This is a genomic window from Pseudomonas sp. NY5710 (assembly GCF_013305665.1).
GTDB classification, from domain to species: Bacteria; Pseudomonadota; Gammaproteobacteria; order Pseudomonadales; family Pseudomonadaceae; genus Aquipseudomonas; species Aquipseudomonas juntendi.
Genome location: NZ_CP045554.1, coordinates 3,790,143 through 3,815,650, shown reverse-complemented (window position 1 = coordinate 3,815,650; position 25,508 = coordinate 3,790,143). Strand labels below are relative to the sequence as shown.

Below are 25,508 nucleotides of genomic sequence, written 5' to 3'. Positions count from 1 at the left end.
TGTGCCACCTAGCATATTTGCCAGTTTCCCGTGGGGTGGGGGCAGGGGTAAAAAAGGTTCCATTGCGAGCTTCTGAGACCTCAGTAGCGCTCATCAATGGAGTTCCCCATGCCGTTTTTACCGATGCCTGATGTTCCGGCACTCGATGCCAACAACAGCCTCGATGCCGATGCATTGGATGACATGCTCGACACACTGATCTGCTATCCGGGCATTGTCGTAGGTGACACGCTCGATATCGATCTTCGCGGCTGTGCGGCCGACGGCAGCCCTTCGGATCACCTTCAAGTGGCACTGGTTGTAGATGCGTTGGATGACCAAGGCTGCTATCACTGCCTCATCCCGGCAGTAAGGTTCAGTGGCCTGAAAGGCGGGTGGGTGTTCTACGCTTACAATGCGCATACTCGGGTAGGCACCCCGGGCGAAACCTGTGAAGCGTCATTGCGCCGTTTTTTTTATGTCAACCGTGAATTACCGGCCCAGGGTGGCTTACCTGTAGCACAGCTCATGGAGTCTCACGACTTGACCGTGGTGGTCGACGATCTGGGCGGCCAGGATGCGCACCTTGTGCTGTTGCCGTATCAGGCAATGAGCGAAGGGGACCAGTTCACGTGCTCGTGGTCGCTTGTCTTCCCCGACAGTGATATAGAACTCGAAAAAGGCACCATTGGCCACACGGTGGGGCCTGACGATATAAACCGTGCAGTCAGCTTACCATTCCAGAATTCGATCCTCGTGACCGGGAGAGGCCTGGCCCTGAAGGTTTCCTACCGCCTCGATTATGTGGGGAACACTCGCTTCAGCGATTCGCCCATGCAAACGCTGCTGATAGTGGACAGCGACCCTGGCCTCCCGGACTTGCTGCCCCCGCCACGGGTGCGCGACGTTCCCCCTGGTGCTGACGGCACGGTGATCATCGACCCCGATGCTTACCCTGAAGGTATCACCCTCGAGTTTGCACCCTATGCTGGCATGTCCGACAGAGACGGCGTCGTTCTGCTTCTGCAGTATGCCTCGGGGACCAGCGAGGCGCTCGGCATGCGGCTGGACCTTACGTCAGTGGACAGCCAGTTTTTTGCATTCAGTCTCGATGGGCAGTGGGTACGTGACCATCGTGGCGACAAGGTGCTGCTCTCATACCAGTGCGCACGGGGTGGCTACGATGGCCGCTCGCAAGACCTGAGCATCGACATCAAGACACAACTGAAACTGCCCACTCCAAGCGTGGAAGACGCCGTGCCTGGCGACGACGGCGGAGCGCACGACGGCTCCATCGACGGCTGGAATTCGCTGCTTTTCGGTTCGGCCATCTTGATACCTGACCTTTTAGACCTGCCGGTCGGAGCCGAACTCAGCGCTCACTGGCGGGGGTTCACCGAGGCGGGTTCGCAAAGCTTTTCGCTAGCGAGCGACCAGAAGCGCTGCGCTGTCCCAGCCAACCTGATACTGCCGAATCTTGACCGGGTCGTAGAGGTTTCCTGCTCGGTCAGCTTGGGGGGGGAACACCTGGGCAGTTCCGACGCCTACCGGCTTCACGTGGTTGAGGACATCGTCAAAGACCGCCTCCCAGGCATCCAGTGCCAACCGGTCGAGAACGGCACTGTGTCGCTGGCGAAGGTGCCGGACGAAGGGCTGGAGCTAAGTGTTGACTACTGGAAAGGCATGGCTGCCGGGCAACAGGTCACTCTTGAAATTCACGGGCTCGTCGGGGGCGCCTCGAAAACCTTCTACCCGCGCTGCAAGGTGGCCGTTAGCGAAGAGGAGGAAGAGGCTGAGCGAATCGTTGCCCATTTCGAAAGGGCCCAACTGAGTGAGTTGGCATTGAACCAGATTTTCCAGGTTCAGGGCAGTGTGAGCTTCGATGAGGGTGCTTCTTTCAAGCCGTTCAAAGCGCTGTCCCTGAGCCTGAGGTCATAGCGGCTTCGATATGGCAGGCAGGGCGTCGTCCCTGATCGCCATCCGATCCATAACCGAGCAAGAGGACTATCTGCATGTCCGTACATACCGTAGAGGCAATATTAGAGTGGATGGTCCGCTATCCAGACCTGGCCAAGTGGGATTTCGTCCATGCCCTGGACGTCCGGGGGCTCAACGATTCGATGCGCCAGGGGTATCTGTTGCGATGGCGCGATGGAAATGCCATCGACGAGATCAACGGCCAGTTCGACATCGAGCATACCGACCTCTCATACAACTTGAATGATGTGCGCCTGGCGGCTCCCCAGTTGGACCTGAGCATCGTTTCCGAAGCACGGCCAGTGGCGCGTGTGACGCTGCAGGTGGAAGGCACCGTGGTCATGCTGCAGCGCCTGCGCGGTATCCGTCAATTGGCCCATTACGATGCGCTGAACAGCCTGTGTTTGAGATCCGACCATACCTTGGCCGCTGCTGACGGGAGGCTTCAGCTTGACCTACCAAGCGGTGACGACTTTTTCATGGAAGGAATGGGCTCTTCGCTCGACGGTATGCTGGGGGGGGAGTTTTTCCAGGGCCATTTCGCCGAACTGAGCGATGCACAGCGTTACTTCCTGTTGGCCGGCATCCGCACTGCGCCGGACAAGCCGTTGCGTGCTGGCAAAAATATGGTCGCCAGGTTTCAGCGCAGCGATGATGAGCAGCGCATGGCGCTCGTGCTGTGGTCGACGCTCGATAGCGGAGCGAACGGTGAGCTGCCGGGTGCCCCGTTGCCTTTCCTGCTACCGGATGAGTTCGCCGGCCCGCAGCAGGTGACCAGTCTGTTATCGCTGGCCGCGTTGCAAAGGGTGGCGTTTGCCGAGGCCATGTTGGGGCTGATTCCTGATGGCAATTTCTCCTGGACGAGAGGCGAGGGTGGCAGGCTCGAGGGGCTTTCGGCGCGTGCAGGCCGACTCTATGTCCCTGGCAGTGATTACAGCTCGCAAGCTTTTGACTTTCAGCTCGACGGTTTCGATCTAGAGGCACACACCCTGCGGGCGACCTTTTCGGCGCCGGCGAGCGAGCAGGCCTGGCGCCAGTCGTTCTCGTTGTCATTGAAATACCGCCCGCGCGAAAGCTCGTCCTGGAGCAGCCTGCCGCTGACAGGCTCTGTGACGCTGGCTCACCGGTTCGAATTGGGTCTGGCAAGTGACGCAGCCTTCATGACCGAGGGCAAACTGCAGACTTCGGCCATTGGTGCACCGGTGGTCCAGCTCACCGGCGGGCTGCCGCCCGACCTGCCCATGGAAGCGCGCGCGCAGATTCACGAGGCGGTGGCGTATTCGATTCACAAGGCCTTCTACAACGCTTTGGCCCCCCACCTGACGGCGCATATCGGCGAGCAGTTGCTGCAGGACTTCACGGTGGGTGAGGCCAGCCAACCGGTGCCCCAGCGGGTTGAAACAGCGATCAACCCGGCGGTGTTCGGTACCTTGCGGGCGCAGGGCTCAACGCTACGGATTGTCGATGCGCCGCTGGTGCTCAAGGCCAGGGATGTGCACACCTTTACCGTCGAGCCCGCCGACGCCACGCTGCAATGGCGGTTGACCGGCCTACCCGGCAGTTCGGGGGAGTGGGGGCGTATCGATGCCGACACTGGCACCTATACCGCGCCGGGCCTCAATGCCATGGGCGGCCTCGCCACGCGCATCATGGTCACCGCGACCGATAGGGCCACCCAGCAGACGAGCGACGTGCTGGTTACCGTGCTGCCCCACGGGATCAGCGTCAACCCCTTGATCAGGGTGCTGCAGCCAGGGGATAAGGGGCAGTTGAGCGCGGCATCGAACGGCGGCGGCAACCTGGCTTGGTCTATCGAGGGCGCAGGGCCAGGGGCGGGTCTCCTCGAACCGACCCCCGATGGGGCCTTCTGTACGTACACCGCGGGTAGCCCCGATCCCGAGAAGGCGTGGGTGATCGACGAAATCGTCGTGAGCGATGGGCGAGGAGAAAGCCGCAAGGTACACATGCTGGTGGAGCAGCGCCAGCCGCTGCTCGACATCGCCCTCGGCGCGCTGCAACCGGGCGGCCGTGTGCAACTGGAGGCGCGTTTCAACGGAACCCTGTTGGATGAAGTGACGTGGAGCCTGCCGCTGGGTGGCCCCGGCTCTATCGATAAGCAGGGCATGTACGCGAGCGATCCGCTGGCCTTCGAGCATTACGCCCTGGTCGCCGCCAGCTATCAGCATCCCGAGTACGGCACCTTTGAGGGCTACTCGATTCTGCCACTACCGCTTTCGGCCCACTCGGCACTGCTCTCGCAGCTCGTCTGGCATGAGGCAAACGTCACAGGCAGCAATGATCCGCAATGACACGAGGCAATCGACATGCTTAGTAATTCACGTAACGACATTATTGCTCGGCTGCAAGGTCCAAGTACGCGTGGTTGGGGGGCGGTCTCGGTGTTCAGCCGCGCTCGGCTCAATCGGGCGCTGGAGCAGCAGTACTTGAGCCGTTTGGAAATGCTTACCTTTCTGCCGCCCTGCTCACTCGAATTCCAGGCAGCGGACAAGCGCATCGCCCTGGTCATGATCGAGTTCGGCACCCCGAGGCTGTCTTTTGAAACGGCCTCGCTCGAGGATTCGCAGGCCAGCTTGACCTTGAACATCATCGGCGGTCAGGTGCTCGAATACGGCGGCACGGGCGAGCTATTGGCCCGGTATGAGCTGTCCGAAAGCATGGGCTACACCCTGGAGATGGCCATCGAGTTGACCCAGGTGCAAGGTATCGTCGATCAACGCGGGCGCGTGGTGCTCGATCTGTCCCAGGGCACCCGCCTTGCCAGCAACCTGTACGAAGGGGAGCTCGCCGAGGCATTGAACCCCCGGCTCGGTAGCTGGTTCGCCGGGTTACCTCGGCATCGCACCCTGTTCGACCTGGGCATCATCGACCTTCAAGGGGTAAGCCCGCTGACACCGGATCGTTTCATCATTCGTACCCAGGCCGCGCCCGGGGCGCAAGTGCTGGGTGCGAACAACTATGGGGCTGGGGCGGTGGTGGTGTTCATCAAGCTGCTAGGCAACGAGGCAATCGGCCTCGAGCCTGACCGCGAATTCCCCTACCTGATACCTGACGATGGCGATGGCGAACGGTATTCCGCGTCGCTGCTGGTCCAGCGGGAAATGCTCGAGCATGTCACCGGCGGCCGTCTCGATGTACTCAGCAGCCTGTTGTTTCCTGGTGGCCAGGTGTTCCAGGAGGTCGACCGTGATTTACCCAGGGATCTGATCGTGTTTGGCGACATCGCGCCACACCGTAGTCTGTTGACCTTATCGCCGGCGACTCGAACGCTACAGGCCGGGGAGACGGTCCAGTTCACCTTGCATGATGCCGATGGCGCGCCGCTACAAGCGACGCGCTGGACGGCGATGAGCCTGCGCAGTCACCAGCGCAAGGCGGATGGCATGTTCGTGAGTGGCCGCCCGGGCTTGTACCAGGCCGCCGACGTAGAGACCATTGGCCAAAACAGCCTGACCGTGGTGATCACCGCCGAGCACGAGCAAGGCGGGGTCCTGCGCAAGGCCAGCGCCCGGTTGCTGGTGCAGCACCAGCCGGTCGCCTTCGCGCCTGCGCTGTACAAGACCGTTGGCAGCCTGGAACCGGTGAGGTTGAACGCCTCGCGTACCGATGACAATGCCTTGTCCTGGCGCTTGCTGGGGCCTGCATTGGGCACCTTGCTACCAGAGGCACGGCAAGCGAAATTCGAACCTGCTGCGGGCATAACCCACGACGTGGCGTTGCAGCAGATCGCTGTCGACGCCGAAGGCAAGCAGCGCCTCGGGGTCGTGCTCAACAACAGCTATCAGCCGGCCCGCATCAACTCCAGCGAACAAGGCGTGATCAAGCCTGGCCAGCAACGCACGTTCATGCACGACGATGCCACTTGGTTGCCCAGCGCCGAACGTCGTTGGCGCGCACTGGGCAATGGCGTACTCGATGCTCAGGGCCAGTATACCGCGCCCACCGACTTGCTCGCGGCCACGGATGTGGTAGCGCTGGCGTTTATCCAGAACGGTGTGAGCTACCCTGGTGGGCACGCGGTAGTGACGGTCTCGAGCCTGGAACCGGAAAAGAGCTGGACAGATCTAGACATATTTCAGGTAACGCTCAGTAGCGGTGTGGGGAGCACGCATGAGGGGCGCGCATTTGCTAACGGTTACCAACAGTTGCAGGTAGACATCAAGGTGAAGCCGGTTCAGCCCGTTTCTGGAGACGAGGTGTATTGGCTCAGCCCTACGGAAATCGCCAGCATCCGCTTGCGCGATCGCCGGTCGGGGATAGACATCGACATTCTGGATGAGGAGGACGAAGGCATCGAGAGCGGCTCAACGTCTCTGTACGCAACGCGCACCACGCGCAATCGGTTCCGGCTGTCCCAAGGCGGGCAGGGCCATACGCGTTTGGCCGACGCTGACGAAGGGGTTACCTTCAAAATGCTTTTTTTGCACGCACGCGACGAGAGCGCCCAGAATGCCGAGTTCAACGTGGTGCTGCATAAGGAAGGGGGCGGCGAGTTTGTTTCGACAGAAAAGACCCTAGATAACGTCTCGTTCACATTCAAGCATATACCTCGCCCTATTTTCAAAGAGGAGCAGTACAGCATTAGGCGTTGGCGCGCCGAGGGCGGGTCGGCGGCCCCGGGCGACCCGGTAGAGGACGATTTCGTCTTTCATCTCCGGACCCAGGATTACTTTATTCTGGAGTATGGTCAGGGTATTTTCGAGACATGCAAGTTCTATTGGCTCAATGACTACGAAAAAGACACCGTGGGAACACCGCCCTGCTCGCTGCTGACTTGGGAAAGCAGCTACAACAACGAGGTGATGGCCAGCTATACCGGCTGGATTTTCCGCGATCGCCTGGAAAAAACGGAAGGCGATGGCCCGCCCCCACTTGAAATAAAGTATGACAGCCGCCTGAAACCTTATGTGGAGAAAGTGATCGGGGACTTCAAGCAGACGGTGGACCTCACCGGTTTCAAGGACGGCGCGTTGGTAATCGTCAACTTCAGGCATGACGACTTTCCATTCAATGCGAAAGCGCTGGCTGCCGTCGATAAAGATCTAGGCGTCGAGTTGGTAGACCAGGACGGCAATGCCCACTATCTGCGCCTTTCTTACGGACCGCCCACTCAGGTTGGGCGGCGCAATCAGGTGGAACTCAAAGTCGAGCAACCTCCGCGGAGCGTGATGCGGGCCAATTCGAGAGGAGCGATATAATGAAAATTCGTACGGGCTGCATGTTGGCGATACTGGGGCTGCTGGCACTCGATACAGCGCTTGCCGGAAATATCGAATTCGCCGAAAAGTGGGACAGCGCCAATGGCCCCGGCGGGGATCGGTGTTCAATTGAAGTAGTAAGAATGAAAGGGGAACAAACCTTTGACTTCAAAGATGATGATACTAATAATTGCAAGAATGATCAGATGACCTACTTCAAGCTTAACAATGTGCCGTCAGCGACCCTGATCGGCTTGTACGCAGAGGCTAACTGTAGAACGGAAAGAACACCGGATTGGTATTTCATTTTGCGCGTGTATATAAATCCTATGTCGACGGGTTGGATAGCCATTCCTGATTTAGAGCATGTATCTAAGGATGGAATTGTTAAGGGGGGGGTGTGCGACGCGTGAGCTATGTTCATAATCAGGGAAAAATCAAAGGGAAATTGTCTTGTGTATCAATCGATCACTACTGACTGGTCGCACGCACAATCCTTTCTGGAGATACCAACATGACCGATTCCACTGCCGTTCATTCGAACGCCTTCAACTTCATGAGTTACCTCGCTTCCGGTGTCGACCCACGCACTGGCCAATATACATTCTCGGTCAACTTGCCCGGGCTCAATTGCAACTTCCTGCAGGGGCCGCTGTTCGAGTTCCCGTTGTTCTACAGTCCGCTCAATACCGTCGATTCGGGGTTCGGCAAGGGTTGGACGTTGCGGCTTTCGCAATTCAACCCCGCCACGGACGTCGTCTCGCTGGCCACCGGTGAAAGCTTCAAGGTCACTGGTAAACCCGCCGGCAAACCCTGGGTGATGAAAGAGCAGAAACTCGAAACGTTCCACTTCTACGCGCACGGCAACCGAGGCTATCGTATCGTGCACAAATCGGGCGCTGTCGAAGTGCTCAAGCCGCAAGGCGCCCGCAACCTTGCCGTGCCCGTGGAAATATACAATGCGCAAGGCCATGGCATACGCCTGTACTACGAGGACTTTGGTGGCTTCCCGCAGTTGGCATCGGTCACCCAGGACGATGGCGAGGTTGTGTTGCAGATCAAGCGAGAAGGGAATGCGCTGTACGCCACGACTTTTCCCAACCTGGAAGACGCACAGGCCCGCACGGCCTTCACGTTGCTTCTGAGGGGTGATGGGCAAGTGGACCGGCTCATACTGCCGACCGAGGAGCAAGCTTCCTGGCGCTTTCGCTACGAAACCATGCGCGACCTGCAGTGCATCGTCGAGGTGCAGACCCCGACCGGCGCCCTTGAAGCGTTGCGCTATGAAGACGAAGGCCATTTGTTTCCCGGCAATGCACGCACCTCGCTCCCTCGGGTCACGCACCATTTGATCCACCCCGGATTCGAGCAACCCACGATCGAGAAGCGCTATGGTTACGAACTCGATCCTGGCCGGCCCAACAAGCACAATTTCCTCGGTTACGGGCTGCCGGTGACCTGGCAGGACGATGGCTTGGACAACCTGTTCCGCTATGTCGGCACGTATGCATACGGGTCGGTGGAAACCTGGTATGTCGCCGATGAGCAAGGCGCCGCACAGCCGGTGCGCACCATTACCCGTGCGTTCGATCAGTTCCACCTGCAAACCAGTACACAGACCGTCCAGAACGACAGTGTTCAACGCTCGAGCACGGTGTACAACGTGCAACTCGACAGTGACGGCAACATGATTGAGTTCGCCCAGCAACCGGCCAATATGCAATTGCCCACCCAGAGTACCGAGGCCTGGTGGCGCCTTTCACAATCGGCCCTGCGCCGTGAACAGAGCGTCCTGACGCGGTATGACCGGTTCGGCAACCTGCTGGAGCAGGTCGATGCCACTGGGGTGAAGACGCTGCAGCAGTGGTATGACGCGTCGCATCAGGACGGGCATGACGCCGACCCTGAAGGGTTCACCCGAGACCTCAAGCAGAAAACCGTGGTGCCGGCCGAAAACGGTGTGGGCGCGGCCAGCGTCCTGGTAAGCCGTTACCGTTATGCGACGCTGGCGGCATTGGGCAATGATGGCGAGGCGGGCGTGGAGCTTGCGCCGTGGTATGCACTCGACAGCGAGACCCTGGTGGAAATGTTGCCGGCCGACACTGAACGGCAGTGGCAGGAAATGACCTACGAGTACGAGACCGACCCCGCCGAACGCTGGACATACGCTCGACCGCGGCGCAAGGTTCAGCGCATGGAAGGTGGCGACCTCACCACACGGTATGCGTATAGCCAGCAACCCTACACTGCTGGCCAGACCGCGCTGCTGGGCAATACCGTGCTCCAGGTCCAGGAAACCCTGACCGGTTCGCTCGAAGGCGACGATCAGCACTCGCCTACCCGAACCATCGTGTCCCAGCATTCGGTAGTGCTCGACGAGCCTTTGCTGACGCGCGACGACAACGATGTCGAAATACGCTACGAATACGACGCCTTGCACCGGGTCACCTGCGAGACTGTCGCGCCCGGCCGGCCCGAGCAAGCCAGTCGGCGTTACCAGTACCAGCTTTGTGCCGCTACCGGCGAGCAGGCAAGCCAACTGAGCTTTGACGTCAAGTCGGTGGCCACCCGCAGCGAGTTCGACGGTTTGAATCGGGTCATCGCTGAACTGCGCGAGGACGTCGATGCGCTCATTGATGGCAGTGGTGACCTGCATCCGACCTATCGCGCTGCCTTCAACGCGCTGGGAGAACAAATAGCGGAAGAAGACATCGACTGGGTAGACGGCAAGTTGTTGCAACTGCGCACGACTTACCGTCATGACGACTGGGGGCAACGATGCTGCACGGTTGGGCCTGACCGGGTGCACCATTATGCCTATACCGACCCGGTAGGGGTCGCTGGGCACGACGGGGTGGTCACTCGGGCCTGGGACGAGGTCGAGGCGGAGGCTTCGGACGGAACCCGTCAGTGGCTCAAGTCGGGCGTGACGGTCACTTGGCTGAACCTTTTCGACAAAGAGGTACGCACCGAACGGCAAGATATCGAGGGCAACACGATCAGTATTCAGGAAGACAGCTACGATGGGTTGGGGCGCCACACCCGCGAGGTCATCAACACACGGGTCAACCAGTACCAGTATGACGTCTTCGACCGCTTGCTCGAGCATAAGCTGCCGTATGATCACATTGTCGTGCGTACGTATGCGTCGCACAGTGCCGACGACCTGCCAACGTCCATAGCGATCAACGGCAAGATACTGGGCGAACAGAGCTTCGATGGCCTGGGGCGGATGAGCACCTCCACCACTGGCGGCCGGCTGCAAACCTACACTTACAACGGCAGCCAACTGCGTCCGCAAACCGTGACCATGCCCAGCGGCGATGTGGTCGAATACGACTACTTGCCAACGCTTGTCGATGAGCCCGTCAGCAGGACTATCGCTGCGTCGGGAACCGATCGAGCAGGGCTGGCGAACGAACAGGACATCTACGACTACGATCGCCAGAACGGGCGGCTGTTGAGTTGCGTCGCGGGGGACCAGACGGTCGTGCGCAGCTATTACAGTACCGGGGAGGTGAAGGAGGAAACACGGACTTACACTGCGCCAGCCGCGAACGGCGATGATCAGACCTTCACCATGAAGTACGGCTATAGCGTCAAGAAGCGCCTGATGAGTTACCAGGACGTGCTCGGCGGCGTGCAGACCTATGACTATGATGAGAGCGGCCGCTTGTCCCGGACGACTTTGGGCTCCACCACGGCGGACTTCACCTACGATGCATTCGGACGCACCCATTCCATCACGACGAAGGACGGCGACCAGCAGTTGGTGACGACCTTGATGTATGACGAGTTCGATCGTGAGGTCTTGCGTACGTTCGATTTCGGCGGTGGCCTGACGCAGAGCTTGACGCAGGTGTACAACGACATCGATAACTTGGTGCAACGTACGTTGTGCGAAGGCAACACGGTACTGCGCGATGAGTTCTTTAACTACGACCTTCGTAATCGGTTGACGGATTACCAGTGCAAGGGCGAGGGTGGGCAGCCTGCATTGCAGGCCCCCGAGGACCCGTGGGGCAATGTGATCGCGCGGCAGGCATTCATGCTCGATGAGTTGGACAACATTACCCTGGTGACCACCACCGATGCTGAAGGCCAGATCCACAGGACGCGCTACAATTTCGACAACCCGTTGGATCCGGCGCAGCTGACCGGTCTGGTCCATTACCCTGCAGATCGGTCGGTGCCGCCACCTGTGTCATTCACCTACGATGCCAATGGCAATATGACGTGCGACGAGGCAGGCCGCACCTTGATCTATGATGGCGTGAACCGGCTGCGCGAAGTCTTCGATGGCCAGGCCAGCCACCAGTACCACTACGATGCTCAGGACGTGCTGACGGGCACCTCCGGGCCGGCTTGAACCTGTCGCGGTGCCGCGCTAGCGGTAGCGCAGGGTGAAGTTCAGCGCGCCGCTGGCAGCGCCAGGGACAACGGTGTCCTCGGTCTGGAACAGGTGGGCACCCAGGTCCAGGCGCATGTCGCCCGAGCTGATCGGCAGCATGTCGTGCTCGACTTCCAGGGGGAAAGGCGAGCTATCGTTCTTGACCACCTGGATCCCGACGCCGTCGGCGTCCGCGCCAGCGCCCATGCTGAAAACGCCGGGGTGGCGCGGGTCGGCCTGCGAGCCGTTGGTCGGGTCCAATTGCAGCGTCACCCGGCTATTGCCGCCAGGGTCGGCTACGCAACCTTTCAAGGCGATGGTGAACGGTACGGTCGTGGTGCGCGACCCTGGTCCGGTGAAGTCGCTTTTCTGCCATTCCCCAAGCACCACGGGGTTCGGGCTCACCGCGTCGCCGACGATACTGCACTCGGCCTGGACGATGGTGGCCGATACCAGGAACTTGAACGCTTCACCGAAGTTATTGAAATCGAGGACGGCATTGAACATCTGCTTGGCGGCGATCCTGTGGGGGCCGGGTGCGATATTACCGGTTTTGACGAAGGTGATCTGTGTGTAAAGGAGCCCCAATATTGTTCCGAGAAGACCGTTGTCGGTATCTCTGTAAGCGACGTAAGGCACACGCGTGTCACCGTTCTCTGGAATGAAGCTACTGGATATAACGCCGTCAAGCGGCCTCTTGACCCGGATGCGCACACCTATGCCGTCAATACCGGTTTCGAGAATGTGTCCATCTGAGGGTTCACCGCCGATCGGTGGCAACGGGTGTGGGACAATGGGCACGCTCGCGTTGAGGTGCAAGCGCATGTAGGCGCCGTCGCCAAAATGAAAGCATATAAGCCTTGCGCCGTCGGTCGTTTCCCAGGTTTCAGGGTCGAGTTGGCCGATGACCGTACCGACCGGGGCGTCGCGCGGCACGTGCAAGGTTCCCAGGTCACGGTGATAGGTCATGGGAATAGGCCCGTGAAGCTCCACGGTACAAAAGGAGGGGGCTGCGCTTGGCGCTGCTTGGCCGTGCGGCAGGAAGCCGAGCGTACAGATCAACGTGGTGATAGCGAGGGTATTGCGGGGGCTGAACATTGAATATCCTTGTCTGGCGGTCAACCCGTGGGCGACCGGCCAAGGCTGGTGAGTCAGTTGCAGGTCAGGGTTTGCTGTCGATACCCGCCCGAGATGGGCAGGCCAGCAGGGTTCAGTTGCACCTGGCAGCGTGGTTGGTCGTCTTCGCCCCAGTGCGCGGTCAGGGTGTGCTCACCCTCATCCAGGGCCAGCAATAGCTGCCCGCCCTGGCCGACCATGCCTACGACCTCTCCCGAGTGGTCGAGCAGTTGTGCGCCGAAGGGCAGCACGTAGCCTTCGGCGTTGTGCAGGGTCAGCACCATGCGGTTGATGCGGCGGGCCTCGAAGCGGTGCCTGACAACCGCTCCGCGCCGTGGCACAAGCTGGGCAGTGGCATTTTCGATGGTCACATCCGCCCCGAGTTGGTCGGTATCCAGTACCAAGGCATTAGGCTTGTAGGGGCGCAGGTGAGGAATCAGCGCGTAGCCGTTGGCATCGGTACGGGCTGCGCCACCCTGGCGTATGCCGACGTCGGCGATACCTGGCACCTGAACCAGGCCCATGGTGTCTCCCAGGTAGGGGCCGAAAGCCAGGCCGTCTTCATGCAGCAGCACGGCGCCGCTGGCATTCACCGATACGTTACGGTACCGCTCGCTCAGCACGCCTCCCGCACCGAGGCTGGCGTGCGGTGTTTGGTATGCCAAGGCCAGTGAAAGGGTATCATTGCGCTGCTGATCACGCTGAACGCTGGCGTTATAGCCTAGCTCCTGTCCCGCCTGGCCGCTGAGTGAGGTGCGCAGGCTACTGCCACTGGCGCTGTGCGACACGTCGGTCGACAGCCGGTGGGCGGCGCCGAACTCCAAGGGCATCGACAGGCTCAGGCCAATTTGGCGGTCACTGTGTGAGCCGGCGCTGGTCAAGGATTGCGAAGCATACAGGTTGTAGTTGAGCGAGCCATGATAGCCGCTGAAATTGAACTGGAACTGACGTTGTACGTCCTGGCGCTGCCAGTAGTCCTGCTGCGACAGGTTCAGGCTGACCGAGTGCCCTTTGCCGATTTTCTGGTAAACAGAGGCCTCGAGGCGGCTGCGACGGCTGCCGAGAAAGCTGCGTTCGTTGCTGCCTTGTCGGACCCATTCGTCGAAATCCCGATACCCTGGGGTGGAATAGCGGTAACCGGCGAAGCGCAGGTGCGTGTCGGCGCCGAAGCTCTTGCTGTAACGCATCGAATAGCTCTGGCCCTGCAGGTCGCGGTGCGGCGCTGGCAGCTCGCTGCTGGCGTGGGTCACATCCAGTGAAAGCGCCCCCAGCTCGCCCAGGTCGCGCGCTATGCCCAGCGCGACTGCGCGATACCCGGTGCTGGACATCACCCCGCCGTACACCGATGAGCGCCAGGGCGTGCCCATGGCCAGGCCGGCCTGCCAGAATACCGGGGTGTCGAACTTGTCGGGCGGGTTGTAGCGCCCCACTGCGGCGCTGTAGTTCCAGACCCCAGGCCGTAGAAGGTTGCCGATGCTGGCATAGGGTTGCTGAAAGCGGCGCACCTGCCCGTCAGCTTCGGTCAGCACCACCTCCAGTTCTCCAGTACCACCTACGCTCAAGTCGTCGATGGCATAGGGGCCAGGGCTGACATAGGTGGAGTAGATCGGGTAACCGTTCTGCCAGACTTCCAGCTTGGCGCGGCTCTGGGCGACGCCGCGGATCACGGGGGCATAACTGCGCAGGGCATCCGGCAGCATGTCCTGGTCTGCATTCGCGCGGATACCGAGCATGGGAATGCTTCGAAACACCTGGCTGTCGGTGAACGACTCGCCCAAGGTCACGGCTCCCCACGTCCCGGGCAGGTCGTGCTGGGCGAAGGTATTGGTCCTGTCCCAGTGTGCCCCGCTGCCGCTGTCTTGACGCCAGGACTGTTGGCTGCGTAGGCGCCAGCCCTGCACGTTCAGACCGGTATTGAGGTACAGGTCCTGGCTGTACTGGCTACTCTGGTAGCCGTCGCTGCGTCGCGCCGAGGCCTGGTAATTGACGAATGCTGCGTTGATGCCACTGTCCCAACGCTGGGGATCGACATAGCCTGCCACATCACGGCGCAAGGCGATTTGCGGTATGGACAGCGATAGCTGGAGCTTTTCGCTGTCGAAGTTCACTTGCGCGCCGGGCACTACGCCCGGCAGGTCCAGGCACTGGAGGCTGGTGGCCGTCGGATCCTCCAGTGCATCCAGGCGCAACCCCAATTCACCTAGGAGCGCCGGGGGGAGGCAGGCTTCGAGCGTTTGCGTGCGGGCATCGTTTTCGAACGTCAGCCAGTGCTCACCGATGTCCTCGAGATTGACGATCAGCCTCACCCGGTAACGCCCCGGCGGTAGTTGCTGTTCGTCGCTCAAGGCGCCGAGCGCCAGGGCGCTGGCGCCAGGTTGGCGGGGGTCTTGGCGAAGAAAACCGGCTTCGAAAGGTGCAGCTATGGCTCTGCCCGGTTGCACGAGCAGGGGTACTAGACAGCTGAGCGCGAGCAGCGCTCGCCGCACCGACTCGCTGTCAGGACAGGTTGGTGATGGGTTCATGTGTTCCATTCCTGAAGGCGACTCGCTACGCTCAGATAGCGTCCTGCACGGGGAGGGTCAGAGGCTGGGTCAGGCCACCGTAATCGTTGATGAACGTAACGGTGACCTTCAGGCCACTCGTGCCGAATTGGCGCGGTATCGCATAGCGTTGCGTGTCTAGCGGGCGCAGCATGTCGGCCTCACGCAGCGGGTGGCGCTGGTCGGCGAGCTGCAGCTCGAACCGGCTGAACACGTAGTGATAAGGCGTGGGATTACGTACTTGCAGGTAGCGGCGGCCGCCCTCCTGCACGGTGGAGAACTCCAGCTTTTTCAGCTCGCGTGCCGGGTTCCCGGCGATGGCGGTGGGCCGATAGAACAGCTTGATGCGTGTACGCAGGGCGATGCGTAGCGTATTGCGAGCAGCCGAGTCCGGGTCGGCTTGTGGCACTTCCTGCAGGTTGAAGAAGAACAGCGACTCGCGGTCCTGGGGTAACTCATTGGGTAACCCATTGATCTGCACGGTTTGCTCTCGGCCTGGGTTCAGGCGAAACAGTGCAGGGGTGGTGACGAGCGGCACGCTGGTAGTGGTGTCGTCGGCCTCGGTGTTGACCCAAGCCTGTGCGGCATAAGGCTGCCCCGAGGGATTGGCGACAACTACCGAGGCACTGCGTTGATGAGCGTCGTAGACGATGCGGGTGGTGCTGATGGTGAGCGCTGCCTGGGCACCGTTAGGCGCCAGGGCGAGCGGCAACAGACAAGCGCATAGCAAGCGCCTGCCTGACGTCAGAACATTCATGTCGAGACCGTTCGAGGTGAGGTTGTAGCGGAAAACTCCAGGTGCGCGGGCGGCACCTGGAGTGAATCGTCAGGGCAGTTCGACCGAGAAATTGACGCGGGCCTCTGCGAGGCCTTCGGTCACTACCGCGTCTGTCGATTGGTAAGCTGCATAGAACTGCATGTCAGTCGGTAGCGACGGAGAAATGTCGTACTCTTCCGACTCCATGTCGGGCTTGAGGATGTTGTGATTCTGATCCTTGATCAGTACGCCCAGGCCCGATGCTGTGCCGTCGCCCCGGCGCAGCCCGTAGAGCTCGTCGCCACCCACTACGCCATGCAAGGCTTCGAAAGTGACCTTGGCTTTGGTGCTGGGCGTGCAAGTCGCGTCGGGCGTAATGCGCAGTGCGAACGCCTTTTCCGGTGAAGTGGTACCCACTACCGGGAAGTGCTTGGGCAGGAAGTTGCCCATGGAAACGGAAGGCAGGACGCCCATGCCCGGCTCGACCACCTCGATTGGGCAGGTGCCGCCAGCGTAGATGTAACCCGTGAAGTCGATGCGGCCGGTTTCTGTCGCCGCTGAAACGGTTGTACTCGCCAGCGCAAGGCCTAGCGGGAAAAGCAGTCTTTTCATCGTGATGTCCATAATCAAGTTCAGGTGGCTGCGTGAACTCCGCAGGTTCCGGAGCGCGAGTGAGCAGTGCACTTGCGGAACTCGAACAGTTTATGGACGGGCGAATAGGGCGAATGTAGGAAGACCGCGAATAACGTTAAGTAATGGGACAAGAGCGCGTAGGAAATAATGCTCTATTCGCGAAGGGCAGTTTCCCGGGGACGCTTCTACACAGTGTCACCGGGCAACCGTGGCATCAGTGGGGGAGATCGGGCGAACCAAGCGTACGTTTTTGCAGGTTCCAGTCGAAGGGTTCGCCTTTGCGTTCAGCTTCGTAGCGCAGTTCTTCCAGGCGCTGATAGAGATCGAGTTCTTCGTCCGGCATGTAATGCAGGCAATCGCCGCCGAAGAACCACAGCAGGTCGCGGGGCACCAAGTGTGCGATTTGCGGGTACCGCTGGATCACCTGGCAGATCAGGTCCTGGCCCAGGTACTGGCTTTCCAGCGGGTCTTGCGGCAGCAGGGTCAGCAGTTCGTCGAAGCGTTCGAGGAATAGAGCGTGGCTTTCCTCTGGTACCTGCTCGGCTTCACTCAAAGCCACCAGGATAGTGCGCAAGTGGTTCAGCAGTTGCAGGTGGTATTCCAGATTGGGGGTGGCCATGGGGCGGTCCTCGGTGTCGTTGAAACGGTCGCGGAGTATACGCCAGATCATGTCTTTTGGAGACAGTGCGGCCCGCCATGGGCCGCTCCGGTCTAGCGGACCTTGCCGGGCTCGGGCAGCAACTGATCCTTGTCGAAGGCGTCCACGTCGATCACAGCCCGCCGTGCTGCCTCGGCTGCCAGCAACCGTTGCCCCTCGGTCGACTGCAGCACACCCGCCGCCACGGCGGCCTCTATGGTCGATTGCCCGGGCGCGGGCCGCACTCGGCCATCTTTGAGCGCCTGGTGCACGTCTTTTTGCAGGGGGGCCGCTTCACCCAGCAAGTCACAGGCCCGTTGGAGGGCCGCTACCGGGTCTCCCTCAGCCTGGGGCCTGAAGCAGCCGGCCAGCAGTTCTTCCAGCGCTGGGTCGCCTTTATGACGGCCGATCAGTGCAGCCACCTCGGCGTCCAGTTCATCGCTCGGCCCGGTGTGACGGCGCCCGAATGGGAAAACCAGCACGCGCAGGGCGCAGCCGACGAAGCGGTTCGGGAAGTTGTCGAGCAGGCTATCCAAGGCCTTTTCCGCTTGGCCCAAGCTCTCTTCCATGGCCCAACGCAACAGCGGCCGCATATGCTCGGGTGAGCCAAGGTCGTGGTAGCGCTTCAGGGCGGCACTGGACAGGTAAAGATGGCTGAGCACATCCCCCAGGCGCGCACTCAAACGTTCGCGCCGCTTCAGCGCGCCGCCGAGCAGCATCATGGAGAGGTCGGCCAGCATCGCGAACGCGGCAGCCTGACGGTTCAGGGCATGGAAATACCCTTGGCTCAAGGCATCGCCCGGCACCTTCTCAAATCGGCCCAGGCCGATGCCGTGGATGAACGTACTGGCCGCATTGCCAGCGGCGAACATGATGTGCTGCATCAACAGGTCGTCGAACTCGCGCAGTGCCTGGTCGTGGTCCTGGCGCCCGGCCAGGGCCATTTCCTTGAGCACGAACGGGTGGCAACGGATGGCGCCCTGGCCGAAGATCATCAGGTTGCGCGAGAGGATATTGGCGCCCTCAACCGTGATGAAGATCGGCGCCCCCTGCCAGTTCCGGCCCAGGTAGTTGTTCGGGCCCATGATGATGCCCTTGCCGCCGTGCACGTCCATGGCGTGCTGGATGCATTCTCGGCCGCGCTCGGTGAGGTGGTACTTGAGAATCGCCGACAGCACCGAGGGCTTTTCGCCCAGGTCCACGGCCTTGGCGGTGAGCAGGCGGGCGCTGTCCATCAGCCAGGCGTTGCCGCCGATGCGCGCCAGGGATTCCTGGATGCCTTCGAAGGCCGCCAGCGGCACATTGAACTGCTCGCGGATATTGGCGTATTGGCCGGTGACCAGGCTGGTGTACTTGGCCGCCCCCGTGCCGACGGCGGGCAGAGAAATCGAGCGGCCAACCGACAGACAGTTCATCAGCATCATCCAGCCCTTGCCGAGCATGGCCTGGCCACCGATCAGGAAACTCAGCGGTATGAACACGTCCTTGCCGCTGTTGGGGCCGTTCATGAAGGCAGCGCCCAGCGGCAGGTGGCGCTTGCCGATTTCGACGCCGGGGGTGTCGGTAGGGATCAGGGCCAGGCTGATGCCCAGTTCTTCCTGCTCGCCCAGCAAATGGTCCGGGTCGTAGGCCTTGAAGGCCAGGCCCAGCAGGGTCGCGACCGGGCCGAGGGTGATATAGCGCTTTTCCCAGTTCAGGCGCAGGCCGAGGACTTCTTCGCCTTGCCATTGGCCTTTGCAGATGACGCCAGTGTCGGGCATGGCGCCAGCGTCGGAGCCGGCCAATGGGCCGGTGAGGGCGAAGCAGGGGATTTCTTCGCCACGGGCCAGGCGCGGCAGGTAGTGGTTGCGTTGCTCATCGGTGCCGTAGTGCAGCAGCAACTCAGCGGGCCCCAGGGAGTTGGGCACCATCACAGTCGACGCCAGGTCGCCGCTGCGGGTCGCCAGCTTCATCGCCACCTGGGAGTGGGCATAGGCGGAGAAACCTTTACCGCCATATTCCTTGGGGATGATGAGGGCAAAAAAACCGTTCGACTTGATATGGGCCCACGCTTCGGGCGGCAGGTCGAGGTCCTGGCCGATCTGCCAGTCGCTGACCATTGCGCAGAGCGCTTCGGTGGGGCCGTCGATGAAGGCCTGTTCTTCCTCGGTCAGCTTTGGTGCAGGATAGGCCAGCAGGGTACGCCAGTCGGGGCGGCCGCTGAACAGTTCGCCGTCCCACCAGACGGTGCCTGCGTCGATCGCTTCGCGCTCGGTTTGCGACATGGGCGGCAGGGTGCGCCGGAACCAGTTGAACACCCGGCCGGTGAACACCTTGCGGCGCCAGTCGGGCAGCGCCACCAGGGCTACCTTGAGCGCCAGCACGATCCAGATCAGCGCTAGCAGCCAGCCGGGGGCGCTGCTGAAAATGCTCATCAGCAGGGCATAGGCCGCCACGCTGCCGAGAATCTGCAGGGGCGCCAGGCGCCGGTGCGTGAGGTATGCCGCGCCGATCACCAGCACTACCAACCATAACAGCAACATAATCGGTCCTCCTTGGAACCAAGGGCTTGAGCCGTCCCGGATAGCTTAGACGCAACGCTGTGAACGGCAGGGTCAGAACAGTGACAGGGTGTGGCGGTGGGAGTTTCAGGATATTTTCAGCCTGTGCCGGCCTCTTCGCGGGCACGCCCGCTCCCACAGGGATATCACAGGGTTCGAGACTGGTGAGACACCTGTGGGAGCGGGCGCGCCCGCGAGGAGGCCGGTACAGGCGAGAAAACTCTGGAGTAGACTGTGCAGCCCTCCACATTCATAAGGACGTTGCCATGCTGAAGATCTGGGGCCGCAAGAATTCGAGCAATGTGCGCAAGGCGCTGTGGATTGCCCACGAACTGGGCCTGGACTTCGCGTCCATCGACGCCGGCGGCGCCTTCGGCGTGGTCAACGAGCCGCACTACCGCGCGCTCAATCCCAACGGCCTGGTGCCCCTGCTGGAGGACGGCGACCTGGTCCTGTGGGAGTCCAACGCCATTGTCCGCTACCTGTGCGCCGAGTACGGCGCCGAGCGAGGCTGGTACCTGGAAAACCCACGCCAGCGCGCCCTGGCCGACAAGTGGATGGACTGGACCACGTCATCCTTGGCAACCCCCTTCCGCCCGCTGTTCTGGGGCCTGCTGCGTACCCCGGAAGACCAGCGCGACTGGGTGGCGATCAACGCTGCGCACAAACGCTGTGCCGAGCTGCTGGCGATGGCCGATGCAGCCCTGGCCAAGCAACCGTATCTTTCCGGTGACCAGATCGGCATGGGCGACATCCCACTGGGGTGCTTAGCCTATGCCTGGTTCGAGCTGCCCATCGAGCGCCCGGCCATGCAGCATCTGGAAGACTGGTACGCACGACTCAAGGCACGCCCGGCCTACCAGGCTGCGGTGATGACGGCGTTGACCTGAATCGAACACCACGGCTGTTTCGATAGTCACTATCAATACACATGACTGTACTTGTGCGGCCAGGCCTTGCACCATTGGCCGCACTCACTGCGCCAGTGACGTTATCTGGCGTGTCCTGCACCTTATTCTTCGGTAAGTGACCCGCTATGAGTTCTGCCCTGTCCATCCGACAGCTCACCAAAACCTACGGCAACGGCTTCCAGGCCCTCAAGGGCATCGACCTGGACGTTGCCGAAGGTGACTTCTTCGCCTTGCTCGGCCCCAACGGCGCCGGCAAGTCCACCACCATCGGCATCCTGTCCACGCTGGTGAACAAGACCAGCGGCACGGTCAACGTGTTCGGCCATGACCTGGACCGCGAGCCCGCCGCGCTCAAGCGCTGCCTGGGCGTGGTGCCGCAGGAGTTCAACTTCAACCAGTTCGAGAAAACCTTCGATATCGTGGTGACCCAGGCCGGCTACTACGGCATCCCGCCCAAACTGGCCAAAGAGCGCGCCGAGCAATACCTGACCCAGCTGGGTCTGTGGGACAAGCGCGACGTGCAGTCGCGTTCGTTGTCTGGTGGCATGAAGCGCCGCCTCATGATTGCCCGCGCGCTGATTCACGAGCCGCGCCTGCTGATCCTGGACGAACCTACCGCCGGGGTGGACATCGAGCTGCGCCGGTCGATGTGGAGCTTTCTCACCGAGCTGAACCAGAAGGGCATCACCATCATCCTCACCACCCATTACCTGGAAGAGGCTGAGCAGCTGTGCCGTAACATCGGCATCATCGACCACGGCACCATCGTCGAGAACACCAGCATGCGCCAGTTGCTGGGCAAGCTGCATGTCGAAACCTTCGTCCTCGACCTCAAGCAGGACCTGGCCACGGCGCCGCTGTTGCAAGGCTACCCTTGCCGGCTGCTGACCCCGCACACGCTGGAAGTGCAGGTGGACAAGGACATCGGCATTACCGCGCTGTTCGGCCAGCTGGCCCTGCAGAACATCGAAGTGCAAAGCCTGCGCAACAAGACCAACCGACTCGAGGAGCTGTTCGTGTCCCTGGTGGAAAAAAACCTGTCGAAGGTGGCCGTATGAGTGTGGAACTGCGTACCAACTGGGTCGCCCTGAACACCATCGTCTACCGTGAAGTGCGGCGTTTTCTGCGCATCTGGCCGCAGACCCTGCTGCCGCCCGCGATCACCATGGTCCTGTACTTCGTGATTTTCGGTAACCTGATCGGCCGGCAGATCGGTGACATGGGTGGTTTCACCTACATGCAATACATCGTGCCCGGGCTGATCATGATGTCGGTGATCACCAACTCTTATGGCAACGTGGTGTCGAGCTTCTTCGGCAGCAAGTTCCAGCGCTCGATCGAAGAGTTGATGGTGTCGCCGGTATCGCCGCACATCATTCTCGTCGGTTATGTGCTGGGTGGCGTGTTGCGTGGCCTGGCGGTGGGGGTGATCGTGACCATCCTGTCGATGTTCTTCACCGACCTGCAGGTGCACCACCTGGGCGTGACCGTGGCCGTGGTGCTGCTGACCGCGACCATCTTCTCGCTGTTGGGCTTCGTCAACGCGGTGTTCGCGCGCAACTTCGATGACATTTCGATCATCCCGACCTTCGTGCTGACGCCACTGACTTACCTGGGCGGGGTGTTCTATTCGATCAACCTGCTGCCGCCATTCTGGCAGACCGTGTCGCTGGCCAACCCGGTGTTGCACATGGTCAACTCATTCCGCTACGGCATCCTAGGGGTGTCGGATATCAGCATTGGTACGGCGATCACCTTCATGCTGGTGGCCACCGCGGTGCTCTACCTGCTGTGTGTGCGCCTGCTGGTCAGCGGCCGCGGCATGCGCGCCTGAGGCCTTGCACCGGCATTGGCGCCGCCGCCACTGCCGGCCCACCCACCAGCGCCAGTACAGCATGGTGCCGAAGTAGCCAAGGATGCCCAGCACCACGCCGCACACCACCGAGCCGAGCAGGAAGGGTTGCCACAGCGTCGACAGCTGGTCGGTGATCCACTCGAAGGTCAGTTCGTCGGGCAATGTGCGCGGTGGTACCTGCATCAGCCAAGCGCCGGTCATGTAGGTGACGAAGAACACCGGCGGCATGGTCAGTGGGTTGGTCAACCATACCAGGCTCACCGCGATCGGCAGGTTGCCGCGCACTGGAATGGCCAGCGCGGCGGCCAGCAGCATCTGCGCCGGCATCGGGATCAGTGCCGCGAACAGGCCAACGCCCATGGCCCGCGCCACCGAATGGCGGTTCAGGTGCCACAGGTTCGGGTCGTGCAGCAACTTGCCGAAAAAGCGTAAGGACTTGTGTTCCCGAATACTGGTCGGGTCCGGCATGTAGCGTTTGAAAAGTCGGCGCGGCATGTAGGCTCCCGGAGCGTTGACCCGGGCAGTATGCCCTTATTCCCGCTCAGCCTCGTTCAGAGTTTGTGACAATTGTTGAGCAAGCCGTGCCGGCAATTGGGCTATGCCTCAGAAGGTGATTTCGCTTCTGGAGCTCTACCTCATGCGCACAGGGATGTTGGCGCTTGCGCTCGGGCTGCTGTGCCTGGGCTTTCTTCCTGCATTGCCACCGGACGGGTGGTTGTGGGTGCTGGCGGCTTGCGCTGGCGTCTGCCTGTTCACCCGCGGGTGGCCATTGGGCTGTTTTCTGTTGGGGCTGTGCTGGGCCAGCTGGTCTGCCCAGCAGGCCGTGGATGACCGCCTGGCGGCCGCTTTGGATGGCCGCACCTTGTGGCTGGAGGGGCGGGTGGTCGGTTTGCCGGCGCGCACTGCGCACGGTGTGCGTTTCGAGCTGGAGGCCGCCCGTTCGCGCCGTGCCGAATTGCCGCAACGCCTGCAGGTCAGCTGGTTCGACGGGCCGCCGGTTCGGGCTGGCGAGCAGTGGCGGCTGGCAGTGACCTTGCAGCGCCCGGCAGGGTTGTTGAACCCGCATGGGCCGGACCGTGAAGCGCAGCTGCTGGCCCGGCGGGTCGGTGCTACCGGTACGGTGAAGGCGGGGCAACTGCTGGCGCCGGCCAGCTATGGGTGGCGGGACTCGCTGCGCCAGCGCTTGCTGGCGGTCGATGCCAACGGCCGGCAGGCCGCGCTAGTGGCCCTGGTGCTCGGCGACGGGGCCGGTCTTGCGCGGGAAGATTGGCAGACGTTGCAGGCCACCGGCACGGTGCACTTGTTGGTGATTTCCGGCCAGCACATTGGCTTGGTCGCCGGTTTGCTCTATGGCCTGGTCGCCGGGTTGGCCCGCTGGGGGCTGTGGCCCGCGCGTCTGCCATGGCTGCCCTCGGCCTGCGCGCTGGCCATGGGGGCGGCACTGGCCTACGGCTGGCTGGCCGGCGCGGGGGTGCCGGTACAGCGTGCCTGCCTGATGCTGGCCGTGGTGTTGCTGTGGCGGTTGCGTTTTCGGCACCTGGGGGCGTTCCTGCCACTGTTGCTGGCGCTGGTGGCCGTGTTGCTGGTCGAGCCGCTGGCGGCACTGCTTCCGGGCTTCTGGCTGTCGTTCGGCGCCGTGGCCACGCTGGTGTTTTGCTTCAGTGCCCGCCTGGGGGCATGGCGGCCATGGCAAGCCTGGACGCGGGCGCAGTGGGTGATTGCCATCGGTTTGTTGCCGGTGCTCCTGGCTGTGGGCTTGCCGGTGAGCCTGAGTGCGCCGCTGGCCAACCTGGTGGCGGTGCCCTGGGTGAGCCTGGCGGTACTGCCGTTGGCCTTGCTGGGTACCTTGCTGTTGCCGTTGGGTGGGGCTGGGGAGGCCTTGTTGTGGCTGGCAGGTGGCTTGCTGGATGTGCTGTTTCAGGTGCTGGCGCTGGTTGCGCAGCAACGCCCGGCATGGGTGCCGCCAGCCCTGCCGCTATGGGCCTGGCTGCTGGTCTGCCTGGGGGCTTTGCTGGTGCTGCTGCCCCGTGGCGTGCCGCTGCGAGGGTTGGGCGGGGTGATGCTGTTGGCCCTCTGGGTGCCCCGCGAGCCGGTGCCTTTCGGGCAGGTGGAGGTCTGGCAACTGGACGTCGGCCAAGGCTTGGCGGTGCTGTTGCGCACCCGGCATCACAACCTGCTGTATGACGCCGGGCCGGCGAGGGGCGACTACGACCTGGGGGAGCGGGTGGTGTTGCCGACCTTGCGCAAGTTGGGGGTGAGTCACCTGGACGTGATGCTCATCAGCCATGCCCACGCCGATCATGCCGGCGGTGCTGGGGCGATACAGCGGGGTTTGCCGGTCGAGCGGGTTATCGGTGGGGAAGCGCTGGATGATGTTCAGTTGCAACCTTGTGCCAGTGGCGAGCAATGGGAATGGGATGGCGTGCGTTTTTCGCTGTGGCGCTGGGCGGATGGGCGCAGCAGTAATGACCGCTCCTGTGTGTTGCTGGTCGAGGAGGCGCAGGGGGAACGGTTGTTGCTCGCCGGCGACATGGAAGCGGGGGCGGAGCGTGCCTGGCTGGCGGCGACCGACGCGCCACGCATTGACTGGCTGCAGTCGCCGCACCATGGCAGCCGCAGTTCTTCCAGCGAGATGTTCATGCGTGCCACGGCGCCGCGTGGGGTGCTGATATCGCGGGGGCGCAACAATAGTTTTGGGCACCCGCATGCGCAGGTGGTGGAGCGGTACCGGCGGCATGGGGTGGTGGTGCATGACACGGCGGTGCAGGGGGCTTTGCGGTTGGTGTTGGGCGGGTGGGGGGAGGTTGAGGGGATGCGGGGGCAGCGGCGGTTCTGGCGGGGTCGGGGGGAGTGAGGGGAGGGGCTTGCAGGTGCTTGCCATGACATTTTCTATGCCCCAGGGGTTCGCCATGACAGTTGCAGCGCCTGTGAAATCGAGCGCCGCCCGCGCGGCGCAT

15 protein-coding genes and 1 pseudogene are annotated in these 25,508 nt (G+C 61.8%); 9 read left to right on the top strand and 7 right to left on the bottom strand.

The window, feature by feature from the left end:
• The first annotated feature begins 108 nt into the window (after nucleotides 1-108).
• The 5 genes from GEV39_RS17525 to GEV39_RS17505 all read left to right on the top strand — a co-directional run bounded on the left by GEV39_RS17525 (nucleotide 109) and on the right by GEV39_RS17505 (nucleotide 11,541).
• On the top strand, nucleotides 109-1,917 hold the full coding sequence (locus tag GEV39_RS17525) for a hypothetical protein (RefSeq protein WP_173890721.1): 1,809 nt from the start codon (nucleotides 109-111) through the stop codon (nucleotides 1,915-1,917).
• Nucleotides 1,918-1,991: 74 nt separating this feature from the next.
• Nucleotides 1,992-4,265 carry a hypothetical protein gene (locus tag GEV39_RS17520; protein ID WP_173890720.1) on the top strand — a complete coding sequence of 758 codons (2,274 nt, stop codon included), beginning with the start codon at nucleotides 1,992-1,994 and terminating at the stop codon, nucleotides 4,263-4,265.
• Nucleotides 4,266-4,400: 135 nt separating this feature from the next.
• Nucleotides 4,401-7,172 carry a hypothetical protein gene (locus tag GEV39_RS17515; protein ID WP_173890719.1) on the top strand — a complete coding sequence of 924 codons (2,772 nt, stop codon included), beginning with the start codon at nucleotides 4,401-4,403 and terminating at the stop codon, nucleotides 7,170-7,172.
• Nucleotides 7,172-7,585 carry a hypothetical protein gene (locus GEV39_RS17510; protein WP_173890718.1) on the top strand — a complete coding sequence of 138 codons (414 nt, stop codon included), beginning with the start codon at nucleotides 7,172-7,174 and terminating at the stop codon, nucleotides 7,583-7,585. Before GEV39_RS17515 ends, GEV39_RS17510 begins: the two co-directional genes overlap by 1 nt.
• Before the next feature lie 101 nt (nucleotides 7,586-7,686).
• Complete coding sequence (locus GEV39_RS17505; RefSeq protein WP_173890717.1) at nucleotides 7,687-11,541, top strand: RHS repeat domain-containing protein; 3,855 nt, start codon at nucleotides 7,687-7,689, stop codon at nucleotides 11,539-11,541.
• An 18-nt stretch (nucleotides 11,542-11,559) separates the two neighbouring features.
• Here GEV39_RS17505 and GEV39_RS17500 read toward each other — a convergent pair whose 3' ends face one another.
• The 6 genes from GEV39_RS17500 to GEV39_RS17475 all read right to left on the bottom strand — a co-directional run bounded on the left by GEV39_RS17500 (nucleotide 11,560) and on the right by GEV39_RS17475 (nucleotide 19,767).
• Nucleotides 11,560-12,660, bottom strand: coding sequence for a fimbrial protein (locus GEV39_RS17500; RefSeq protein ID WP_173890716.1), 1,101 nt, complete (start codon nucleotides 12,658-12,660; stop codon nucleotides 11,560-11,562).
• A gap of 53 nt (nucleotides 12,661-12,713) precedes the next feature.
• Nucleotides 12,714-15,200 (bottom strand): fimbria/pilus outer membrane usher protein, encoded by a 2,487-nt coding sequence (locus GEV39_RS17495; protein ID WP_173890715.1) that lies wholly within the window; start codon nucleotides 15,198-15,200, stop codon nucleotides 12,714-12,716.
• A 31-nt stretch (nucleotides 15,201-15,231) separates the two neighbouring features.
• Nucleotides 15,232-15,975, bottom strand: coding sequence for a fimbrial biogenesis chaperone (locus GEV39_RS17490; protein WP_173890714.1), 744 nt, complete (start codon nucleotides 15,973-15,975; stop codon nucleotides 15,232-15,234).
• A 69-nt stretch (nucleotides 15,976-16,044) separates the two neighbouring features.
• Nucleotides 16,045-16,587: a fimbrial protein gene (locus tag GEV39_RS17485; protein WP_173890713.1), complete on the bottom strand. Its 543-nt coding sequence runs from the start codon at nucleotides 16,585-16,587 to the stop codon at nucleotides 16,045-16,047.
• Nucleotides 16,588-16,822: 235 nt separating this feature from the next.
• Complete coding sequence (locus GEV39_RS17480; RefSeq protein ID WP_173890712.1) at nucleotides 16,823-17,227, bottom strand: PA2817 family protein; 405 nt, start codon at nucleotides 17,225-17,227, stop codon at nucleotides 16,823-16,825.
• A gap of 92 nt (nucleotides 17,228-17,319) precedes the next feature.
• A complete protein-coding gene (locus tag GEV39_RS17475) occupies nucleotides 17,320-19,767 on the bottom strand; it encodes an acyl-CoA dehydrogenase (RefSeq protein WP_173890711.1) in 2,448 nt (815 codons plus the stop codon).
• Between the two features lie 284 nt (nucleotides 19,768-20,051).
• Here GEV39_RS17475 and GEV39_RS17470 point away from each other — a divergent pair, with 284 nt between their 5' ends.
• From GEV39_RS17470 to GEV39_RS17460, 3 genes are all read left to right on the top strand, one after another.
• A complete protein-coding gene (locus tag GEV39_RS17470; RefSeq protein ID WP_173890710.1) occupies nucleotides 20,052-20,675 on the top strand; it encodes a glutathione S-transferase in 624 nt (207 codons plus the stop codon).
• Between the two features lie 146 nt (nucleotides 20,676-20,821).
• Nucleotides 20,822-21,754 carry an ABC transporter ATP-binding protein gene (locus GEV39_RS17465; RefSeq protein ID WP_173890709.1) on the top strand — a complete coding sequence of 311 codons (933 nt, stop codon included), beginning with the start codon at nucleotides 20,822-20,824 and terminating at the stop codon, nucleotides 21,752-21,754.
• A complete protein-coding gene (locus GEV39_RS17460) occupies nucleotides 21,751-22,530 on the top strand; it encodes an ABC transporter permease (protein ID WP_009681883.1) in 780 nt (259 codons plus the stop codon). Before GEV39_RS17465 ends, GEV39_RS17460 begins: the two co-directional genes overlap by 4 nt.
• 9 nt (nucleotides 22,531-22,539) lie before the next feature.
• Here GEV39_RS17460 and GEV39_RS17455 read toward each other — a convergent pair.
• Nucleotides 22,540-23,046: pseudogene (locus GEV39_RS17455) on the bottom strand (DUF2062 domain-containing protein); the annotation flags it as partial.
• Between the two features lie 142 nt (nucleotides 23,047-23,188).
• On the opposite strand from GEV39_RS17455, the gene GEV39_RS17450 reads away from it, so the two are divergent.
• Nucleotides 23,189-25,405: a DNA internalization-related competence protein ComEC/Rec2 gene (locus GEV39_RS17450; RefSeq protein ID WP_173890707.1), complete on the top strand. Its 2,217-nt coding sequence runs from the start codon at nucleotides 23,189-23,191 to the stop codon at nucleotides 25,403-25,405.
• Nucleotides 25,406-25,508 lie beyond the last annotated feature (103 nt).